Below are 18,502 nucleotides of genomic sequence, written 5' to 3' on the forward strand. Positions count from 1 at the left end.
GCCGTGCGGCTCGGCACGAGGCCGTCCCGGTGGAGGTCGAAGCGCGCACCACTGCTGGCCGGACTGCCAATAGGAGTCACTGTGCGTCAAGGGCGGTGGGCCGGTCAGGCGGCATCCGGCCTCCATATGAGTTACACAGCGTGACCTTACGTCCATCACGGTTCGACGCTGTCCTGCGAGGCGATCGCCTCCACCCACCGCTTCGGCGTTCGCCCGGGACCGGCTCCCCGGCGGGCCGGAGTACTGGGCTCAGACGGACGTACGGGGGGACACGACAAGTGGATCGACGGCAACGGTGCCTATGGGTGGCTTCCATCGCCCTGGGAAGCACCGCGCTGGCCACCTTCGCGCTCTACTGGTTCTCCCCCGGACGCCTGGCCCCTGTCACGGGCCACGGTCGGTGGCTCGCTCTCGCCATGTTCGGGTTGCTCACCGCGGTGGTCTGGCACCGCATCGCGATGGACACCCTCAACCACGTGCTCACCCGGCGCCTCCCCGTGGAAGCTCCGCGGCCTGCGCCAGCGATGGGTCATCGCGTGGCCTTCCTGACGACGTTCGTCCCCGGCAGCGAGCCCATCGCGATGCTGCGGCGGACGCTCACATCCATGCTCGAGGCCGACTACCCGCACGACACCTGGGTGCTCGACGAGGGGAACGACCTCGAGGTGCGGCGACTGTGCACCGACTTGGGTGTCCGTCACTTCTCCCGCCGCGGGGTGGCGGAGTGGAACACCGCGGACGGGACCTTCGCCGCGCGAACCAAGGGCGGCAACCACAACGCCTGGTACGCGGCCCACGGGGACGCGTACGACTTCGTAGCTCAGGTCGACACGGACTTCCTGGTGCGCAGGGACTTCCTGACCCAGACCCTCGCCGAGTTCCACGACAGCTCCGTCGGTTGGGTCGTCACACCGCAGATCTACGGGAACACGGAGTCCTTCATCGCCCGTGCCGCGGGGCAGCAGCAGTTCACGTTCTACGGGTCAGTACTGCGCGGGCTCAGTGCCCGGAAGCTCGCGCTCATGCTGGGCGCCAACCACGTGGTCCGGGTCTGCGCACTGCGCTCGGAAGGCTTCTACGAGGGACACCTCACCGAAGACCTCGCCACGGGGATCAAGCTGCACGCAGCGGGGTGGCGCAGCACCTACGTCCCGCAGCCCTTGGCCGTCGGTGAGGGGCCGACGACCTGGCTCGCCTACACCAACCAGCAGATGCGGTGGGCGTTCGGCTGCTTCGACATCCTGCGCCGGGTGACCCCGCGCCGGCTCCGGCAGCTCGACTGGCGAGCACGGCTGTACTACCTGTGGCTGCAGCAGAACTACTTCAGCGGATTGGCCTTCGTCACGGGCACGGCCCTGCTGCTGGCCTACTTCGCCACGGGCGTACCGGCCGCGTCCATGCCGCTGATGCCCCTGCTGCTCCACTACGGCCCCTACCTGGTGTGGCGCAACGCCCACAACTGGGTCATGAACCGCTGGAACGTCCGCCCCGACGTCGAACGGGGGCTGATGCTCCCCGGTCGCGTGGTGGGGACCTTCATCCAGCCCGTTTACTTCCTCGCGCTGATCGGTGTGCTGCGCGGCAAGCACCTGTCGTTCAAGGTGACACCCAAGGGCGGCCGCGCTCCCCGCGGCGGGGCGCTCACGGCCTTCCGGCCCCAGTTGACGGTTGCAGCGATCATGCTGCTCGGGATGCTGGCGGGCTTCGCGCAGGGGCACGTCGCCTGGGCCATGGTCGCCTGGGGCGCGGCGGTCGTCATCGCGATGCTCATGGTGCCGGCGGGCGTGCTCGCGGGGTGGGCGTTGCCGGTGCTGCGCGTGGCGCCGGCACGGCTGCGGGGCATGGTCGCCGCCCTCTTCCGCCGCGACCGGCTGATCACCCTGCCGGACACGCGGGCGGCTGCCGCTGCGGTGCCGACGCCGCGCGCCGCGCCGCGCGCCCTCGACGAGGTGGTGCGCTGAGCCCGCTTCACCCGTAGACGCGGACGCGGTCGACGACCGTGGAAACGCTGTCCGGGGTGCCGGCGTCCGGGTAGCCCGGCAGTCGGCCCCCGACGGCGACGTTGAGCAGGAGGTACTGCGGACCGTCGAAGGGCCAGGTGACGTCGGGCGGCAACGCCTCCCGGCTCACGGAGGCGGTGACCTCACCGTCCACCTCGAAACGTGCACCGGCCGCTGTCCAGTCCACGGCGTAGACGTGGAACTCGTCCGCGAGTGGGCGCTCCCGCACGGAGCGGGAGGTGGTGTACCAGTGGCTCCCGTCGGTGCGGGCTGCATGCAGGGAATGCAGTGCCGTGCGGGTGTCGCCGAACGCCTCCAGGACGTCGATCTCGCCGCAGGCGGGCCAGCCGACCTGCTGGATGTCTGCGCCCAACATCCAGACCGCGGGCCACACTCCCTGGCCGGCGGCGATGCGTGCACGGACCTCGACCCGCCCGTGGACCACGGTGCGCTTGCCGAACGTGGTGATGCGCGCGGACGTCCACGTGGAGTCGTCACCGGGCACCGCCCTGCGGGCGGTGATGACCAGGTGCCCCTCGCCGTCGAGGGCGACGTTCGCGGGGGCGTCCGTGTACTCCTGCAGTTCGTCGTTGCCCCAGCCGCCACCACCGAGTTCAGCGGTCCACGACACGGGATCGGGGAAGCTGCCGCGCCGGCCGGTGAAGTCGTCTTCCCACAGGAGACGACGCTCGCGGGGCAGATCTGGACTGCTAGCACCACGGTCCGCGCACCCGGAGAGCAGCGCAGCGGCGAGGACGGCCCGGCGCGCGGGCGCGAGGCCTGCGCCCATGGTCCGCAGCACGCGGGAACGGTCCGACGACACCCCGTCAGACTCGCTCGACGTGCTGCAGGGAGCGGATGCCGCGCTCCAGGTGCCACTGCAGGAACGCGGCCACGAGCCCGCTGGCCTCGTCGCGGCAGCGGGGGTCGCTGGTGTCGGCGAGCACCCAGTCCCCGCTCAGCAGGGCCGCGAGCAGCTCCAGGGTGCGCGGGTCGGGGGCGGCGGATCCGGGCGGGCGGCACGCGGGGCACACCGCCCCGCCGGCGGGCACGGAGAACGCGCGGTGCGGGCCGGGCTGTCCGCAGCGGGCGCAGTCGGCGAAGCTGGCCGCGTACCCGGCCACGGCCAGGGAGCGCAGCAGGAAGGCGTCCAGCACCATCGGGGCGGCGTGCTCGGCGCGGGCCAGGGTGCGCAGGGCGCCCACCAGCAGCAGGTACTGCTGGGTGTTGCTCTCCCCCTCGACCTCGGTGAAGCGCTCGGCGGTCTCCAGCAGCGCGTGCCCGGCGGTGTAGAGGCCGTAGTCGGCGGCGATGACGGCGCCCAGCGGGGCCAGCACGTCGACCTGGGTGACGATGTCGAGGGTGCGGCCGCGGTGCAGCTGCACGTCCACGCAGGTGAACGGCTCCAGGCGGGCCCCGAAGCGGGAGGAGGTGCGGCGCACGCCCTTGGCCACGGCACGCACCCGCCCGTGGTGGCGGGTCAGCAGGGTGATGACGCGGTCGGCCTCGCCGAGCTTGCCGGTGCGCAGCACGACCGCCTCGTCGCGGTAGCTGCGCGGTCCCCCGATCCCACTCACCCGGGCAGCGTAGGCCCCGCCCCCGACACCTCCCCGCCGAGCGGGTCGGGTCGGGCGAGCTCCAGCCGGTCACCCCCCGCGCGACGGGCGCGCGCGCACGCGGCGTCGGCGGCCGCGAGCGCCTCGGCGGCGGGCGCGGGCCCGGCGACGCCCACCGAGGCGGTCATCCGCAGGCCGGGCGCGGTCCGCGCCCAGGGCTCCTCGCGCACCGCCTGCAGCAACTGCGAGGCGACGTCGGCAGGCGTGGCGCCCGGGCGCTCGGCGGGCATCAGGACGACGAACTCGTCGCCGCCGTAGCGCACCAGGACGTCGTCCTCGCGGCAGTTCTCCACCATCAGCGCCGCCACCCGGCGCAGCACGGCGTCGCCGGTCTCGGGGCCGTGCTCGTCGTTGGCGGCGCGCAGGCCGTCCAGGTCGACGAGGACGGCGCTGTAGCGCTGGTCGGGCCGCTCGAGGACCTGCTGCAGCCGGCGGCGGTTGCCCAGGCCGGTGGTGGGGTCGGTCAGCGCGGCCCGCCCCTGCCGCTCGTTCTGCTCGGCCATCTCGTGCTGGCGGATGCGGTCCTGCAGCGCCTCGAAGCGGCTCTCGCGGTCCTCCCACAGCCGCGACAGGGAGATGCGCGCCAGCTCGGCGAGCGCGTCGGCGGCCTCGTGGCCGCCGTGGTGGCGCACGGCGTTGTCGGCGCGGACCTTCAGCGCGGTCAGCCCCCACACGTCCAGCTGGGTGCTGGAGGAGGTGCGCTGCACGGCGGTCAGCAGGTCGCGGGCCCCGGCCTGGTCGCCCTCCGCGGACAGCGACATGGCCAGGCCCACGCGGGCGATCTGCGTCTCCACCAGCTCCTCGCGCTGGCGGAACGCGGCGGCCGCGGTGCGCAGCCGCGCCGCGGCCAGGGCGGGCTCGCCGGTGCGGTGCAGGACGAAGCCCTCGATCGCGTCGGCACGGGCCCGCATCTCCGGGTAACCGACCTCCGTGGCGAGCGAGCGCATCCGCGCGGCGTGCTCCAGGGCCCGGGCGTAGTGGGGGCCCGTCTCGGCGGAGCGACCGACCACGTCGAGCATGGCGCCCCAGGAGACCTCCAGGACGGCGGCCTCCTGCACGACGTTGAGCCGCACGCGGGCCGGCGGGAAGGTGAGGCCGAGCATGAGCTCGGTGAGCTCGTCGGCGGGCTCGAACAGCGCCAGCGCACGCAGGGCCAGGGCGACCGACATGGTCGCCGAGAGGTGGTCGTAGGTGCGCACCGGCTGGGCGGTGACGATGAGCTGGGCCTCGGCGAGGTGGTCCATCGCCAGGGCGGTCATGCCCAGGTCGACGCGGGCCTCGGCCAGGAGGGACAGGGCCTTGGCCCGCCAGACCGGGTCGGCGCGGGCGCCGAGGCGGTGCAGCAGGTGCCCGGCCTCCTCGGCGGCCTCGGCGGCGCGCCCGAGCTGCTGCAGGGCGACGCAGCAGATGAACTGCAGGTACCGGGCGGTCCGCTCGTCCCCGGCGGTCTCGCACAGCAGCAGACCCTCGCGGGAGACCTGGACGGCCCGCTCGCCGTAGCCGTCGAGGTAGAGGCGGTGCGCCGACTCGGCGAGGGCGTCGAAGGGCCCGAACGGCCCGAACGGCTCCAGCTCCCGCCCGGTCGTCCCGGTCGCCACTGCAGCGCTGCCCACGTCGATCGTCCCCCGTCCCCCCGCGCGGTCGAGCACGGATCGTGACTGATCCTAACCGCGAGCAGGGTCGGCGCAGCCGGAACGCGTCACGGCTGAGCGCTCAACGACCATCGGGACGGCGCGTCCCCACCCCCCGCGCGAACACCCGGGCCCGGCCCGCCGCGCGGCGTGGCGCGGCGGGCCGGGGGCGTCAGCGCAGCGCGCGGTTGACGGCCGAGACGACGGCCTTCAGCGAGGCCGTCGTGATGTTCGCGTCGATGCCCACGCCCCACAGGACGCGGTCGCCCACGGCGCACTCGACGTACGCCGCGGCGCGGGCGTCGCCACCGGCCGACAGGGCGTGCTCGGCGTAGTCGAGGACGCGCACGTCCACCGGCTGGGCCTCCAGGGCGGACAGCGCGGCGCAGAACGCCGCGATGGGGCCGTTGCCGGTCCCGGCGACCGTGGTCACGGCGCCGCCGTCCAGGAGGTCGACCTCCAGCGCGTCCGCGCCGTCGACCTCGGCCACCGACCGGGTCGCTCGCAGCGCGAAGCGCCCCCAGTCGGGCGTGCCCGAGGGCGAGGGCAGGTACTCGTCGGAGAAGATGGTGAAGATCTCCGCGGCCGAGACCTCCCCGCCCGCGGCGTCGGTGCGCTCCTGCACGACGCGGCTGAACTCGACCTGCAGTCGGCGCGGCAGGTCCAGCTGGTGCTCGCTCTTGAGCAGGTACGCCACGCCGCCCTTGCCGGACTGGGAGTTCACCCGGATCACGGCCTCGTAGCTGCGCCCGACGTCCTTGGGGTCGATGGGCAGGTACGGCACCGCCCAGTCGATCTCGTCGACGCCCCGGCCGGCGGCGGCCGCGTCGCGCTCCATCGCCTCCAGGCCCTTCTTGATGGCGTCCTGGTGGGAGCCGGAGAAGGCCGTGAAGACCAGGTCGCCGCCGTAGGGGACGCGCTCGCCCACCGGCAGCTGGTTGCAGTGCTCCACGGTCCGGCGGATGCGGTCGATGTCGGAGAAGTCGATCTGCGGGTCGACGCCCTGGCTGAACATGTTCATGCCCAGGGTCACCAGGTCGACGTTGCCGGTGCGCTCACCGTTGCCGAACAGGCAGCCCTCGATGCGGTCGGCGCCGGCGAGGTAGCCCAGCTCGGCGGCGGCGACGCCCGTGCCGCGGTCGTTGTGCGGGTGCAGCGACAGGATCACGTTCTCGCGCTGCGCCAGGTTCCGCGACATCCACTCGATGGAGTCGGCGTACACGTTGGGGGTCGCCATCTCCACCGTCGCCGGCAGGTTGACGATCACCTTGCGCTCGGGGGTGGGCTCGAAGACCTCGACGACGGCGTCGCAGATGCGCCGGGCGAACTCCAGCTCGGTGCCGGTGTAGGACTCCGGCGAGTACTCGTAGTAGACGGTCGTGCCCGGGATCGTCTCCTCGTACTTGCGGCACAGCCGCGCGCCCTGCAGGGCCAGGTCGACGATGCCGTCCTCGTCCATGCCGAAGACCACGCGCCGCTGCAGCACCGAGGTGGAGTTGTACAGGTGCACGATCGCCTGCCGCGCCCCGCGCAGGGACTCGTAGGTCCGCTCGATGAGGTGCTCGCGGGCCTGGGTCAGGACCTGGATGCGCACGTCGGCGGGGATGAGGTCCTGCTCGATCAGGGTGCGCACGAAGTCGAAGTCGGTCTGGCTGGCCGAGGGGAAGCCGACCTCGATCTCCTTGTAGCCCATCTCCACCAGCAGGTGGAAGAGCCGCAGCTTGCGCTCGGAGTTCATGGGGTCGATGAGCGCCTGGTTGCCGTCGCGCAGGTCGACCGCGCACCAGCGGGGGGCCTTCGTGATCCGCTTGGTCGGCCACGTCCGGTCGGGCAGGTCGACGGTGATCTGCTCGTGGAAGGGTCGGTACTTGCCGTACGGCATCGGCGACGGCTTCTGGGTGTTCTCCACAGCTCTAGCTCCTCTACGCGGGACCGGGGTGTGCTCGGCCGGCGCGCACGACGAGGTCCCGCGACGGGGAGACCGGCCTAGCTGGCCCCGCCGCGGCGGCGAAGGAGGAGGGTCTCCCAGCGAGCCACGGCAGCACCGTACGCGCCCCACCGGCACCTCGTCCACGCGGGGGCGGGGACGAGGTGCCGGTGGGGCACCGCGCAGCCGAGGGGGTGCCCGCGGCCGCGGGGCACGCTCCCGTCAGCTCCCGTCGCGCGGGTTGAGCTGCTGCGGGTCCCCGTCGGGGTCGTCCTGCGCGCCGGGGTCCTGGGCGGCGCCGTCGCCGGTCTCCACGCCGCGCAGGTCGCGGGGGTTCAGCTCACCCGGGTCGCCGTCGGGGTCGATGGGCTCGGTGCTCGGTTCGCTCATGCCTCCACACTGCACCGGCCCCCCGCCCCCGGCACCCCGAGGCGTCCCGCCGGTCCGCGGGCCTCACTTGATCGCGCCGCGGGTGACCCCGCTCATGACCCACCGCTGGGCGAACACGTACACCAGGATCGTCGGCGCCATGGCCATGAGGTAGGAGGCGAAGGCCACGTTGTAGTCCGTGGAGAACGCCAGCTGGAAGATCTTCTGCACGACGGGGATGGTCTGCAGCGTCTGGTCGGCGGTGATCAGCGAGGGCATCATGAAGTCGTTCCAGCTGGCCAGGAAGGCGAAGATGCCCACGGTGGCGTTCATGGGCGCCAGCAGCGGGAAGACCACCCGCCAGAACACCTGCCAGGTGCTCGCACCGTCCATGCGGGCGCTCTCCTCCAGCTCCAGCGGGATGGATCGCAGGAACGCCGAGTACAGCAGCACGCTGAAGGACAACTGGAACAGCACGTGCAGCAGCGCCACGCCGCCGGGGTTGTCCAGCCCGAGCACCGCGGTGAGCTTGACCTGCGGCAGGGCCACCACGGGGAACGGGATGAACATCGCGGCCAGCAGGTAGAAGTACGAGTACCGGAACAGCCGGCGGTCCCAGTTGCGGACGATGGCGTAGGAGGCCCAGGACGCCAGCAGCAGGCAGCCGGCGACGCTCACGACGCTGATGAGGACGGAGACGGCGAACGCCCTGGGGAAGCCCGTCAGAGTCCACGCGTCGGCGAAGCTGCCCCAGTTCAGCGGCCACGGCGGCGCGAACCCGGTGCCGGCGACGGCCTGCTCGGGGGTCTTGAAGGCCATGACGACCGCGAAGTACAGCGGCACGAGGACGGCGAGGGAGGCCACGGCCAGCAGCGCGGTCAGCCCCCAGCCGCCCCGGCGACGCCGGGTCCCGGACGTGCCGGGCGTGCGCCGGCGGGGGCCGCGGGAGACGGCGGAGACGGTGGCGGGGTCGGCGGTGACCATCAGAGCGACACTCCTCGGCGGCGGATGATCTGCAGCTGCAGGACGGAGATGGCGACGGCGAGGACGAAGAAGACCACGGCGTTGGCCATCTGGTAGGCGTAGTCGCCGTTGGTGAAGCCGGTGAAGATCGTCATCGCGACGCTGCGGGTCGAGGTCCCGGGACCACCGTCGGTGAGGCCGACGATGATGTCGTAGGCGTTCAGGAAGTTCTTGAACCCCAGGACGGTGTTGATGACGACGTACCCGGCGACCAGCGGCAGGGTGATCGAGGCGAACCGGCGCCAGGCGGAGGCGCCGTCCAGGGCGGCGGCCTCGTACACCTCCTCCGGCACGGCCAGCAGCCCCGCCAGGTAGATGATCAGCGCGCTGGGCACGGCCTGCCAGGCCGTCACGAGCACGACGCCCACCCAGGCCAGGTCGGGGTTGGCCAGGATGCTCTCCTGCAGCCACCCGATGCCCAGCGCACCACCCAGCGCGGGCAGCGAGGTGGACAGGAGGTGGTTGAAGACGAAGGCGATGACGATGCCGGAGACGACCATGGGGATGAAGAACACCCCGCGCAGCGCCGTCTTCATCTTGATCTTCGCGCTGAGCCCGAGGGCCAGCGCGAGCGCCACGACGTTCACCAGGACGACCGTGACGACCGAGAAGCCCAGGGTGAAGCCGTAGGCGCGCAGCACGTTGGGGTCGGTGAAGAGCACGGCGTAGTTGGCGAGGCCGATGAACTCCCACTCGCCGTAGCCGACGTAGTCGGTGAGGCTGATCACCGCACCGGCCAGGGCGGGCACGGTGATGAACACGGTGAACAGGGCCAGCGCCGGGAGCAGGAACAAGTAGGACACGGCGTCGACGCGGCGGCGCGGGGGGCGGGAGCGGGTGACGGCGAGGTCCGCGCGTGCGGCGCGGGCCCGCGCCCGGGACCGGTGGGGCGAGGTGGTGGCCACGAGATCTCCTTCGGTCTGCGGCGGGGTTCAGGCGGCGGACCGGGTCGCCAGCCGCGCCCAGTCCTCGTCGATGCGGCGCAGCAGCCTCGCCCCGTCACCGGAGCGCACGGCCTCCTGCAGGTAGTTGCCGACCGGGATCGTCAGCGGGATGTACGTGTTGGCCCCCTGGTAGATGCGCCCGTCGTCCAGCGCGGGCTGCAGGCCGACCAGGCGCGGGTCCTGCAGCGGGGCGGCGCCCAGCACGGGCGAGGTGGCGAGGTTGTCGGCGTTGTAGCGGGCGATGACCTCCGGGCTCATCAGCCACTGCAGGAACCGCCGGGCCGCGGCCTGGTGCGGGGAGGCGTCCGGGATCCACAGCGCCAGGTCGAGGTTGACGCGGGCGGCCGCCTCACCGGGCTGCTCGGTCATCGGCAGCGGGAAGGTGCCGACCGGGAGGGTGGGGTCCACCTTCTCGATCTCCCCCAGCGCCCACGGGCCCTGCAGGTACATGGCCGCCTCACCGCGACCGAAGGCCAGGTTGCCGTCGGCGTAGGCCCTGCTGGCGGCGTCGGGGTTGGAGTAGGAGGCGAACTGCAGCATCTTCTCGACCGGCTCGGCGAAGACGCTGGAGAAGGAGACGGCCTCCTCAGGACCGGCGTCGGGCCCCAGGGCGCGCAGGTCGGCGAAGAACCCGGCGACGTCCAGGGCGCTGCCGGTGCAGTAGTCGAACAGACCCTGCTGGATCGTCCACACCTCCTGGAAGGTGCTGTAGAGCGGGGTGACGCCGGCGGCACGGAACGTCTCGCACGCCGTGATCAGCTCGCTCCACGTGCGGGGCACCGACACACCGTTCTCCTCGAACAGGCGCACGTTGTAGATGACGCCCGCCGAGGCGACGGAGTAGGGCAGCACGTTGGTCTCGCCCTCGTTGGTGGCGAACTGGTCCACCAGCACCTGGTACTTGGGGTCGACGCGCCGCGCCTCGGGCAGGTCCGACAGGTCCGTCAGCACACCCGTGGACACGTAGTTGCCGACCTCGAGGGTGTAGTTCCACGCCGCCAGGTCCGGTGGCTCGTTGCGCACGAACTGCGGCACCAGCGCCGTCTGCGAGGAGTCGTGCACGGCGCGGACAGCGCCCTGCGAGGCATTGAACTCCGCGACGAGGTCACCGAAGTAACCGATGACCTCGGGTTTGTTCTGGAAGAAGCGGATCTCCTCGCGGCCGGTCGTCCCGGCGCCGGAGCCGCAGCCGGCGGCGCCGAGCGCGAGAGCACCGGTCCCGGCGGCGAGCAGCGAGCGCCGGCTGAGCGCCGCGGGGGTCCTCGGGGTGGGTGGCACGTCGTCGTCCCTCCTCGTGGCTGCCGCGGGCACCGTCGCCCGCGGGTGGTGCGGGGCCACGCGAGGTCCGCCCCGCACGGCCCGGTCCGCCCGCCGGGTCAGCGGGCGGCGCCTGCCTCGTCCTCGAGCCACACCGTGGTCTCGCCTCCCAGCAGCGTCTCCCCGATCGGCCCGCTGGACAACACGACCTGCCCGGCCGGCAGCGGCACCGGATCGGTGCCGAAGTTCGTCGCGCAGGTCCAGCCCCCGGGGCGGCGGAAGGCGACGACACCCTCGGGCGTGCCCTCGACCCACTCCAGGTCCTCCGCGCACCGCAGCCGCGCACGCCGGGCCAGCGCGCGGCGGTAGAACTCCAGCGTGGAGGCGGGGTCGCCGTCCTGGACGTCGGCGGCGAAGCCGGCGTACCAGCCCGGCTGGGGCAGGTGCGCCGGGCCCGGGCCGAAACCGAAGGAGGTGCCCGACGCCTCCCACGGCAACGGCACGCGGCAGCCGTCGCGGCCCTTGCGGGTGCCTCCGGAGCGCACCCAGGTGGGGTCCTGCAGGGCGCCGGCGGGAAGGTCGGCGACCTCGGGCAGCCCCAGCTCCTCCCCCTGGTACAGGTAGGTGCTGCCGGGCAGGGCGAGCACGAAGGCGGTGGCGGCCCGGGCGCGGCGCAGGCCGCGCCCGTGGTCGGCGGGCGGCTCGGTGCCACCGCTGAGCAGCCAGGCCTCCTCGTCGGCACCGTCGGGCAGCGCGTAACGGGTGGCGTGGCGCACGACGTCGTGGTTGGACAGCACCCATGTCGAGGAACTGCCCGCCCGGGCCGCCAGGGCCAGGTTCTCCTCGACGACGGCGCGGAAGGAGCGCGCGTCGAAGGCCGAGCGCAGCAGGTCGAAGTTGAACGCCTGGCCGAGCCCGTCCGGGGAGGCGTACCGGGAGCGGCGGTGGGCGGGCACCCACGCCTCGGCCACGGCTGTGCGGGGCGGGTCGTAGGAGTCGAACAGCCGCCGCCACTCGCGGTAGACCTCGTGGACCTCCTCGCGGTCGAACAGGCGGTGCGCGCCGTCGGGCAGGTCGTCGGCGGCGAGCTCGGCGGCGGTGGGCAGCGGCAGGCTCATGTCCTTGGTGAGCGCGTGGGCGACGTCGATGCGGAAGCCGTCCACACCGCGGTCGGCCCAGAAGCGCAGGGTGCTCAGGTGGTCCTCGCGCACCTCGGGGTTCGCCCAGTTCCAGTCGGGCTGCTCGGGGGCGAACAGGTGCAGGTACCACTCGCCGTCGCCGACGTGCTCCCACGCGGAGCCGCCGAAGGCTGCGGTCCAGTCGCTGGGCGGCAGCTCACCGTGCTCGCCGCGGCCGCGCCGGAAGACGTACCGCTCGCGCTCCGGGGAGCCGGGGGCGGCGGCCAGCGCCTGCCGGAACCAGGGGTGCCGGTCGGAGGAGTGGTTGGGGACGATGTCGACGATCAGCTTGATGCCGGCGCCGTGCAGGGCCGCGACGAGCTCGTCGAACTGCTCCAGGGTGCCGATGCGCGGGTCCACGTCGCGGTGGTCGGCGACGTCGTAGCCGCCGTCGGCGAGCTCGGAGGGGTAGAAGGGGCTCAGCCACACGGCGTCCACGCCGAGGCGCGCCAGGTGCGGGACGCGCGCGGTCAGGCCCGGCAGGTCGCCGGTCCCGTCGCCGTTCGAGTCGGCGAAGCTGCGCGGGTAGACCTGGTAGACGACGGCCTGGCGCCACCAGGTGGCGTCCCCGGCGGCACCGTCGGGGGTGGCCGTCGGGGCCGTGGCGGGTTCGAGCAGGTCGGTCACGCCGGGGTCTCCTTTGATCCAGTCAGTAAATCTAAGCGGCCACTAAAGTAGAACCGGACGAGGAGAGGAGGTCAAGCGTTGGTGCTGACGCGTCCGGCAGCGGCGGCGGTGCGCCGGCTGCGCGAGGACAACCTGCGAGCCGTGCTCGAGCACGCCTGGGACGCCGGCGGGCACGGCGGGGAAGGCCGCGGGGAGCCGGGGAGCGGCCCCGCAGCGCTGACCGGCTCGGACCTCATCGCCGCGACGGGCCTGTCGCGCGCCACCGTGCACGACGTGTGCGAGGAGCTCATCGACCGCGGGTGGTTGCACGAGCTGGAGAACGCGCGCGCCTCCGACGGCTACGTCAAGGGCCGTCCCGCGCGCCGCTACGCGTTCCGCGCACGGGCCGGCGTCGTCGTCGGCGTCGACGCGGGGGTGCGCCGCCTGTCCGCGACAGTGGCGGACCTGCGGGGCACTCCCCTGGGCCGCGCCTCGGCGACCGTGGACCACGACTTCGAGCGCACCGACGTGGCGGTGCGCCTGGCCGCGCTGGAGGGCACCGCCCTGGCCGCGCTGCGGGACGCCGGCGCCGAACCGGGCGAGGTGCTGGCCGCTGCGGTCGGGGTCCCCGCCCCCGTCGGTCCCGACGGGCTCACCGCGTTCTCCGGCAACCCGTACTGGCGGTTCACCAACCCCGGGATCTCGGCACACCTGCACGACCGGCTCGGCTGGCGGACGCTGACCGACAACGACGCCAACCTCGCCGCGCTCGCCGAGCAGCACCGCGGCCACGGCCGCGGTGCGCGGCACCACGTCACCCTGCTGGCCGGTGAGCGGTTCGGCGCCGGGGTCGTCGAGGACGGACGGCTGCTGCGCGGCGCCCGCGGCGGCGCCGGGGAGATGCGCTACCTCGACCTCGTGACCGGCGTGGGATCCGCCGACGGCGTCGGCCGCACCCTCCGCGACCTCGCCCGTGCGCGCGGTGTCGCCGGCGAACCCGAGCAGCTCCTCGCTGCGGCGGCCGAGGGTGAGCGCGAAGCGCTGGCCGCCGTGCGCGCCGCGGGGCGGCGGCTCACGCGCGTCGTGGCGACCCTGGCCGGCCTGCTGGACGCCGAGCGGGTCGTGCTGGCCGGTGCGGTCGCCGCCTCCGCCGGCCCCCTGCTGGAGGTGGTGCGCCGGGAACTGCCCAGGTTCCTCGACGCCCCCCTGCCCGACGTGCTCGCCTCGGAACTCGGGCCCGACGTCGTCGTCCTGGGCGCCGTGGACCGCGCGGTGCAGGAGGTGCGCGCACGGGCTCTGGAACTGCATCCGGCCGGTTGAGCGGGAGCACGAGCGGCAGGCCGGGGTCGTCCGCGCGGGTGGCGACGTCGAGGTCGACGCCGGCGAGCCTCCAGGTGCGCACGAGCACGACCTGGCCGCACAGCACCCGGAACACCGTCACGGCCGTCGCCGGCCAGCGCAGGTGCGTCAGGTCCGGTGCCCCGCGGGCCGGGTGCGCGCACGCCCGTCCCGCGGGCCGCCCCGCGGGACGGGACGGCCCGCGAACGGGTCAGAGGAACGCGACCTCGCCGTCGTGCAGGTCGTAGGTGGCGCCCACTACACGCAGGTGCCCGGCCTGCACGGCCCCGGCGAGCAGCGGGTCCGCGGAGAGGGCAGCGACGCCGTCGGCCACGTTGAGGCGGACGGCCTCGGCGAGGCGGTCCGCCCCGCCGGCCCCGGCCGGCGCCCGCTCCACGGACGGGCGGATCGCGTCGACGAGGGAGTCGATCGCGGTCCCGGAGGGCCCGGAACCCTTCTCGACCGCCTCCAGCGTGGCGCTCACCGCACCGCACCCCTCGTGGCCGAGGACCACGAGCAGCGGGACGTGCAGGTGCTCGACGCCGTACTGGATGCTGCCGAGGACGGGCGGTGCGACGACCTGCCCGGCGGTGCGCACCACGAACAGGTCCCCCAGGCCCTGGTCGAACACCAGTTCCGGCGGCACGCGGGAATCCGAGCAGGACAGCACGACCGCGAACGGGTGCTGCCCCTCGGCGACCCGCAGGCGGCGTTCCTCCGCGCGGGCGGGGTGCTGCTCGCGGGCCCCCGCGAAGCGGGCATTCCCCTCCCGCAGCAGTTCCAGCGCCACGTCCGGGTCCGCGATCTCCTCCGGGCGTTCGCGCACGGCGCCCGGCACCACCGGCGCACCGTCCGTCCCGCAGGCGGTCGCCAGCGCCCCTCCGCCCAGCACCGCCCCCCAGCGGAACAGGCCGCGCCTCGTGGTGGCCGTCCCGCCGCCCGGTTCGGGCTCCCGGTCCGTGGTCGGGCGCGCGTTCTCAGGCAGCACGGTTCCTCGAGTTCTCATCGGTTTCCCCCCGGTGGTTCCGCGCGACCCCCCGCCGCGCGGTGCGCACGTCCCCCCGGAACGTGCGGCCGGAACGCTACCGGCGTCACCCCGCGCCACCCAGCGAATATCTGCCACCACGACCCGCGCCGGCACCGCGGCGACCGGCACCTCAGGCGGCGCCGCGACGCCCGGGACCGCCCCGCCCGCCCGCCAGGAGTTCCAGCAGGTGGGGTGCCGCCGAGGCGCCGCGCTCGCGCGGGGTGCTGACCACCGAGACCACCCGCTCCGGCGCCTCCTCCGGCAACGGCACGACGCGCAACCGCGACGCCTGGGGCTTGGCCGCCACGTGCCGCGGAACCATCGCCGCGCCGAGCCCCCGGTCGACGAGGTCGAGCAGGGTGTGGACGTCGTTGACGGTGAACCGCACCCGACGGCGGACGCCGTGGGCCGCGCAGGCGCCGTCGTTCAGCGGGCGCGCGCCCCAGGACTGCGAGAAGTCGATGAACTCGACGTCGGCGAGGTCCTCCCAGGCGAGCCGCGACCGCCCCGCCAGGGGGTGTTCCGGCGGGCACACCAGGACCAGGGGCTCGCTGCCGAGGACCGTGGCCGGAAGCGCCCCCAGGTGCTCGGTGGTGGCGACGAAGGCGACGTCGAGGTCCCCGGCGCGCACCCGGTCCAGCAGCGCGTGCGAACCCGCCTGGTCGAACCGGATCTCCACCTGCGGGTAGCGGCGGTGGAACCTCTCGAGCAGACCGGAGACGTCGACGAGCCCCAGGCACTGCTCGGCCCCCACCTGCAGCGTCCCGGACAACTCCCGGGTCGCCCGCACGACGGCGTCGCGTGCGGCGGCCGCCTGCTCGAGCATCGACCGGGCGAAGGGCAGCAGCGCTCGCCCGGCGTCGGTCGGCTCCACGCGTCGCGACGTGCGGGCGAACAGGGCGGTGCCCAGCTCATCCTCCAGGCCGCGGATGGCGGCGGACAACCCGGACTGCGAGACGCCGGTGAGGGCCGCGGCCCGGGTGAACTGCCGCTCGTCGGCGAGCGTGACGACGTACTGCATCTGCCGGAGATCCACTCAGAAATACTACTTCTGGATCCGAGAACCGGCAGTCGTTGGACTTCTCCCCGGGTGCTCCCTAACGTCTGCTCCATGGAGCAGCGCAGCCTCGGATCCCGCACCGTCTCGGCCATCGGCCTCGGTGCGATGCCCATGTCCATCGAGGGTCGGCCCGACGAGGACCGCGCCCTCGCCACGATCCACGCCGCGCTCGACGCCGGCGTCACCCTCATCGACACCGCCGACGCCTACCACCGCGACGCGGGCGAGGTCGGCCACAACGAGGAGCTCGTCGCCCGCGCGCTGAGGAGCTGGGGCGGGGACCCCTCGCAGGTGCTCGTCGCCACCAAGGGCGGCAGCCTGCGCCCCGGTGACGGGTCGTGGTACCAGGACGGCCGCCCCGAGCACCTGCGGGAGGCCGCCAAGGCCTCCGCGCAGCGCCTGGGCGTCGAGGCGATCGGCCTCTACCAGTTCCACCGCCCCGACCCCGAGGTGCCCTACGCGGAATCGGTCGGCGCGCTGCGCGACCTGCTCGACGAGGGCGTGATCCAGATGGCGGGCGTCTCCAACGCGAGCGTCGCGCAGATCGACGAGGCGAACGAGGTCCTCGACGGCCGGCTCGCCTCGGTGCAGAACCAGTTCTCCCCCGCGTTCCGCTCCAGCCTCGGCGAGCTGCAGCACTGCGCACGGCTCGGCGTCGCGTTCCTGCCGTGGAGCCCGCTGGGCGGCATCAAGGACGCCGGCGAGCTCGGCAGCCGGCACGCGGCGTTCCAGCGCGTCGCCGACGCCCACGGCGTGAGCGTGCAGCAGGTGGCGCTGGCCTGGGAGCTCGCCCTGGCCCCGGTGGTCATCCCCATCCCGGGCTCGTCCCGCCCGCAGAGCACCACCGACTCCGCCCGCGCCGCCGAGCTGACGCTCAGCGCGGACCAGGTCGCCGAGCTGTCGGAGGCATGAGCGTGAAGACCGTCCCCCTGGGCACCAGCGGCCTGCAGGTCCCCAACGTCGTCCTGGGCCTCATGCGCATCGCCGACATGAGCGACGAGGACGTCCGCACCCTGTGGTCCACGGCCCGCGACGCGGGCATCACGTTCATCGACCACGCCGACGTCTACGGCCGCGAGCTGCACCGCTGCGAGCGGCGCTGGGCCGACGCCGTGCCGATGAGCCCGTCCGAGCGCGACGCGGTGACCGTCCAGACCAAGTGCGGCATCGTGCCCGACGGGCCGTACTTCGACTTCTCGTACGAGCACATCGTCGAATCGGTGAACGGCTCCCTGGAGGCGCTGCGCACCGACCGCATCGACGTGCTGCTGCTGCACCGCCCCGACGCCCTCGTCGAGCCCGACGAGGTGGCGCGCGCCTTCGACGAGCTGCACGAGGCCGGGAAGGTCCGTGCGTTCGGTGTCTCGAACCACACCCCGGGCCAGGTGGAGCTGCTCAAGCGCTCGGTGCGCCAGCCGCTGGTGGCGAACCAGCTGCAGCTGTCCATCACCCACGCGCCGCTCGTGGCGCAGGGGGTGGCGTCGAACATGCAGGACCTGGACCAGTCGATCTCCCGAGACGCCGGGACCTTGGACTACTGCCGTCTGAACGACATCACGGTGCAGGCGTGGTCGCCGTTCCAGGCCGGGTTCTTCACCGGGGTGTTCCTCGGCAACCCGGAGTTCCCCGAGCTCAACGCGGTGATCGACCGCCTCGCGGCGCAGTACGACGTGCCGCCGCTGGCGATCGCGACCGCGTGGATCACGCGCCACCCCGCGGGCATGCAGGTGGTGCTGGGCACGACGAACCCCGAGCGGGTCGCAGCGGCGGCTCGGGGCTCGGACCTGCCGCTCACCCGCGCGGAGTGGTACGAGCTGTTCCGCGCCGCCGGGTACACCGTCCCCTGAGCGCGGGCCGCCGGCCGCCGGTTCGCGCGGAGCCCCGCGCGAACCGGCGGCCGGCGCCGGCGGTCGCACCCGCACCGGGACCGTCAGCGCGCCAGCTCCCCCGCCAGCAGCGACCCGATCCAGCCGTCGAGGCGCTCACCGCGGTGGACCAGGAGCCCGCGGACCTCCCCCTCGCGCCGGAACCCGCACTTCTCGGCGACCCGCCACGAGGCGTTGTTGCCGACGACGGCCTGCCAGTGCACACCGGCCAGGCCCAGATCGCTGAAACCCCACGCCAGGGCCAGCCGGACCGCGCACGTCATCACACCACGCCCGCGCGCCCAGGGGGCCAATCCGAAACCGATCTCGGCCCACCCGGCCTCCCGCCACCGCAGGTCGACGCTCCCGGCGAAGCGCCCGCCGGTCTCGACCGCCCACCCGGCCACCTCGCCGCGCTCCCACGCGGCGCCGAGCCCGGCGACGAAACCCTCCGCGTCCGCGCGGCCGTACGGGGTGGGCACCGTCGTGAACCGCACGGAGTCCGCGTCGCGGGCCTGCTCGACGATCGCGTCGAGGTCGGCCGCGGTGTGCCGGCGCAGCAGCACGTCGCCGTCGCGCAGTCGCGGGTGCTCGGGCAGGTTCCACGTGTCGGCCACCCCCTGAGGCAACCGCGACGACGGGGGGCCGTCCAGCGGTTTCC

The 18,502-nt window shown here is 73.7% G+C and carries 16 protein-coding genes; 4 read left to right on the forward strand and 12 right to left on the reverse strand.

Translation table 11 applies throughout. From position 1 onward, the window contains the following. Window positions 1-305: 305 nt before the first annotated feature. On the forward strand, window positions 306-1,961 hold the full coding sequence (locus ACRYR8_RS01275) for a glycosyltransferase family 2 protein (RefSeq protein ID WP_432482262.1): 1,656 nt from the start codon (window positions 306-308) through the stop codon (window positions 1,959-1,961). A gap of 7 nt (window positions 1,962-1,968) precedes the next feature. Here the strand turns inward: ACRYR8_RS01275 and ACRYR8_RS01280 are convergent, their stop codons facing one another. The 9 genes from ACRYR8_RS01280 to ACRYR8_RS01320 form a co-directional block, all read right to left on the reverse strand. Beyond that, window positions 1,969-2,802, reverse strand: a complete 834-nt coding sequence (locus ACRYR8_RS01280; RefSeq protein WP_432482263.1) for a glycoside hydrolase family 16 protein — start codon at window positions 2,800-2,802, stop codon at window positions 1,969-1,971. 25 nt (window positions 2,803-2,827) lie between these two features. Continuing rightward, on the reverse strand, window positions 2,828-3,577 hold the full coding sequence (recO, locus tag ACRYR8_RS01285) for a DNA repair protein RecO (RefSeq protein WP_432482264.1): 750 nt from the start codon (window positions 3,575-3,577) through the stop codon (window positions 2,828-2,830). Beyond that, entirely contained in the window at window positions 3,574-5,229 is a 1,656-nt protein-coding gene (locus ACRYR8_RS01290) for a GGDEF domain-containing protein (RefSeq protein ID WP_432482265.1), read from the reverse strand. Before ACRYR8_RS01290 ends, recO begins: the two co-directional genes overlap by 4 nt. A gap of 190 nt (window positions 5,230-5,419) precedes the next feature. Further along, on the reverse strand, window positions 5,420-7,156 hold the full coding sequence (leuA, locus tag ACRYR8_RS01295) for a 2-isopropylmalate synthase (RefSeq protein ID WP_432482266.1): 1,737 nt from the start codon (window positions 7,154-7,156) through the stop codon (window positions 5,420-5,422). A gap of 240 nt (window positions 7,157-7,396) precedes the next feature. Continuing rightward, entirely contained in the window at window positions 7,397-7,564 is a 168-nt protein-coding gene (locus tag ACRYR8_RS01300) for a hypothetical protein (protein ID WP_432482267.1), read from the reverse strand. 63 nt (window positions 7,565-7,627) lie between these two features. Further along, window positions 7,628-8,527, reverse strand: coding sequence for a carbohydrate ABC transporter permease (locus ACRYR8_RS01305; protein WP_432482268.1), 900 nt, complete (start codon window positions 8,525-8,527; stop codon window positions 7,628-7,630). After that, entirely contained in the window at window positions 8,527-9,471 is a 945-nt protein-coding gene (locus tag ACRYR8_RS01310) for a carbohydrate ABC transporter permease (RefSeq protein ID WP_432482269.1), read from the reverse strand. Before ACRYR8_RS01310 ends, ACRYR8_RS01305 begins: the two co-directional genes overlap by 1 nt. Before the next feature lie 27 nt (window positions 9,472-9,498). Beyond that, window positions 9,499-10,788, reverse strand: coding sequence for an ABC transporter substrate-binding protein (locus tag ACRYR8_RS01315; RefSeq protein WP_432482270.1), 1,290 nt, complete (start codon window positions 10,786-10,788; stop codon window positions 9,499-9,501). 98 nt (window positions 10,789-10,886) lie between these two features. Then, window positions 10,887-12,572, reverse strand: a complete 1,686-nt coding sequence (locus ACRYR8_RS01320; RefSeq protein WP_432482271.1) for a glycoside hydrolase family 13 protein — start codon at window positions 12,570-12,572, stop codon at window positions 10,887-10,889. Between the two features lie 81 nt (window positions 12,573-12,653). Here ACRYR8_RS01320 and ACRYR8_RS01325 point away from each other — a divergent pair, with 81 nt between their 5' ends. After that, window positions 12,654-13,871: an ROK family protein gene (locus ACRYR8_RS01325; protein WP_432482353.1), complete on the forward strand. Its 1,218-nt coding sequence runs from the start codon at window positions 12,654-12,656 to the stop codon at window positions 13,869-13,871. Window positions 13,872-14,100: 229 nt separating this feature from the next. On the opposite strand, the gene ACRYR8_RS01330 is transcribed toward ACRYR8_RS01325, so the two are convergent. Continuing rightward, complete coding sequence (locus ACRYR8_RS01330; protein ID WP_432482273.1) at window positions 14,101-14,877, reverse strand: carbonic anhydrase; 777 nt, start codon at window positions 14,875-14,877, stop codon at window positions 14,101-14,103. Window positions 14,878-15,046: 169 nt separating this feature from the next. After that, on the reverse strand, window positions 15,047-15,952 hold the full coding sequence (locus tag ACRYR8_RS01335; protein ID WP_432482274.1) for a LysR family transcriptional regulator: 906 nt from the start codon (window positions 15,950-15,952) through the stop codon (window positions 15,047-15,049). Window positions 15,953-16,027: 75 nt separating this feature from the next. Here ACRYR8_RS01335 and ACRYR8_RS01340 point away from each other — a divergent pair, with 75 nt between their 5' ends. After that, window positions 16,028-16,888 (forward strand): aldo/keto reductase, encoded by an 861-nt coding sequence (locus ACRYR8_RS01340; RefSeq protein WP_432482275.1) that lies wholly within the window; start codon window positions 16,028-16,030, stop codon window positions 16,886-16,888. Continuing rightward, window positions 16,885-17,823 (forward strand): aldo/keto reductase, encoded by a 939-nt coding sequence (locus ACRYR8_RS01345; protein WP_432482276.1) that lies wholly within the window; start codon window positions 16,885-16,887, stop codon window positions 17,821-17,823. Before ACRYR8_RS01340 ends, ACRYR8_RS01345 begins: the two co-directional genes overlap by 4 nt. Window positions 17,824-17,906: 83 nt before the next feature. Here ACRYR8_RS01345 and ACRYR8_RS01350 read toward each other — a convergent pair whose 3' ends face one another. Further along, window positions 17,907-18,458 (reverse strand): GNAT family N-acetyltransferase, encoded by a 552-nt coding sequence (locus ACRYR8_RS01350; protein ID WP_432482277.1) that lies wholly within the window; start codon window positions 18,456-18,458, stop codon window positions 17,907-17,909. Window positions 18,459-18,502: the final 44 nt, after the last annotated feature.

The sequence above is a fragment of the Kineococcus esterisolvens genome, assembly GCF_050871405.1.
In the GTDB taxonomy this organism is placed as follows: Bacteria; Actinomycetota; Actinomycetes; order Actinomycetales; family Kineococcaceae; genus Kineococcus.

What these genes read in the sequence shown, in the direction of transcription:
- ACRYR8_RS01340 (WP_432482275.1), top strand. Translation starts at nt 16,028, where the DNA reads ATGGAGCAGCGCAGCCTCGGATCCCGCACCGTCTCGGCCATCGGCCTC.
- ACRYR8_RS01345 (WP_432482276.1), top strand. Translation starts at nt 16,885, where the DNA reads ATGAGCGTGAAGACCGTCCCCCTGGGCACCAGCGGCCTGCAGGTCCCC.
- ACRYR8_RS01300 (WP_432482267.1), bottom strand. Translation starts at nt 7,564, where the DNA reads ATGAGCGAACCGAGCACCGAGCCCATCGACCCCGACGGCGACCCGGGT.
- ACRYR8_RS01305 (WP_432482268.1), bottom strand. Translation starts at nt 8,527, where the DNA reads ATGGTCACCGCCGACCCCGCCACCGTCTCCGCCGTCTCCCGCGGCCCC.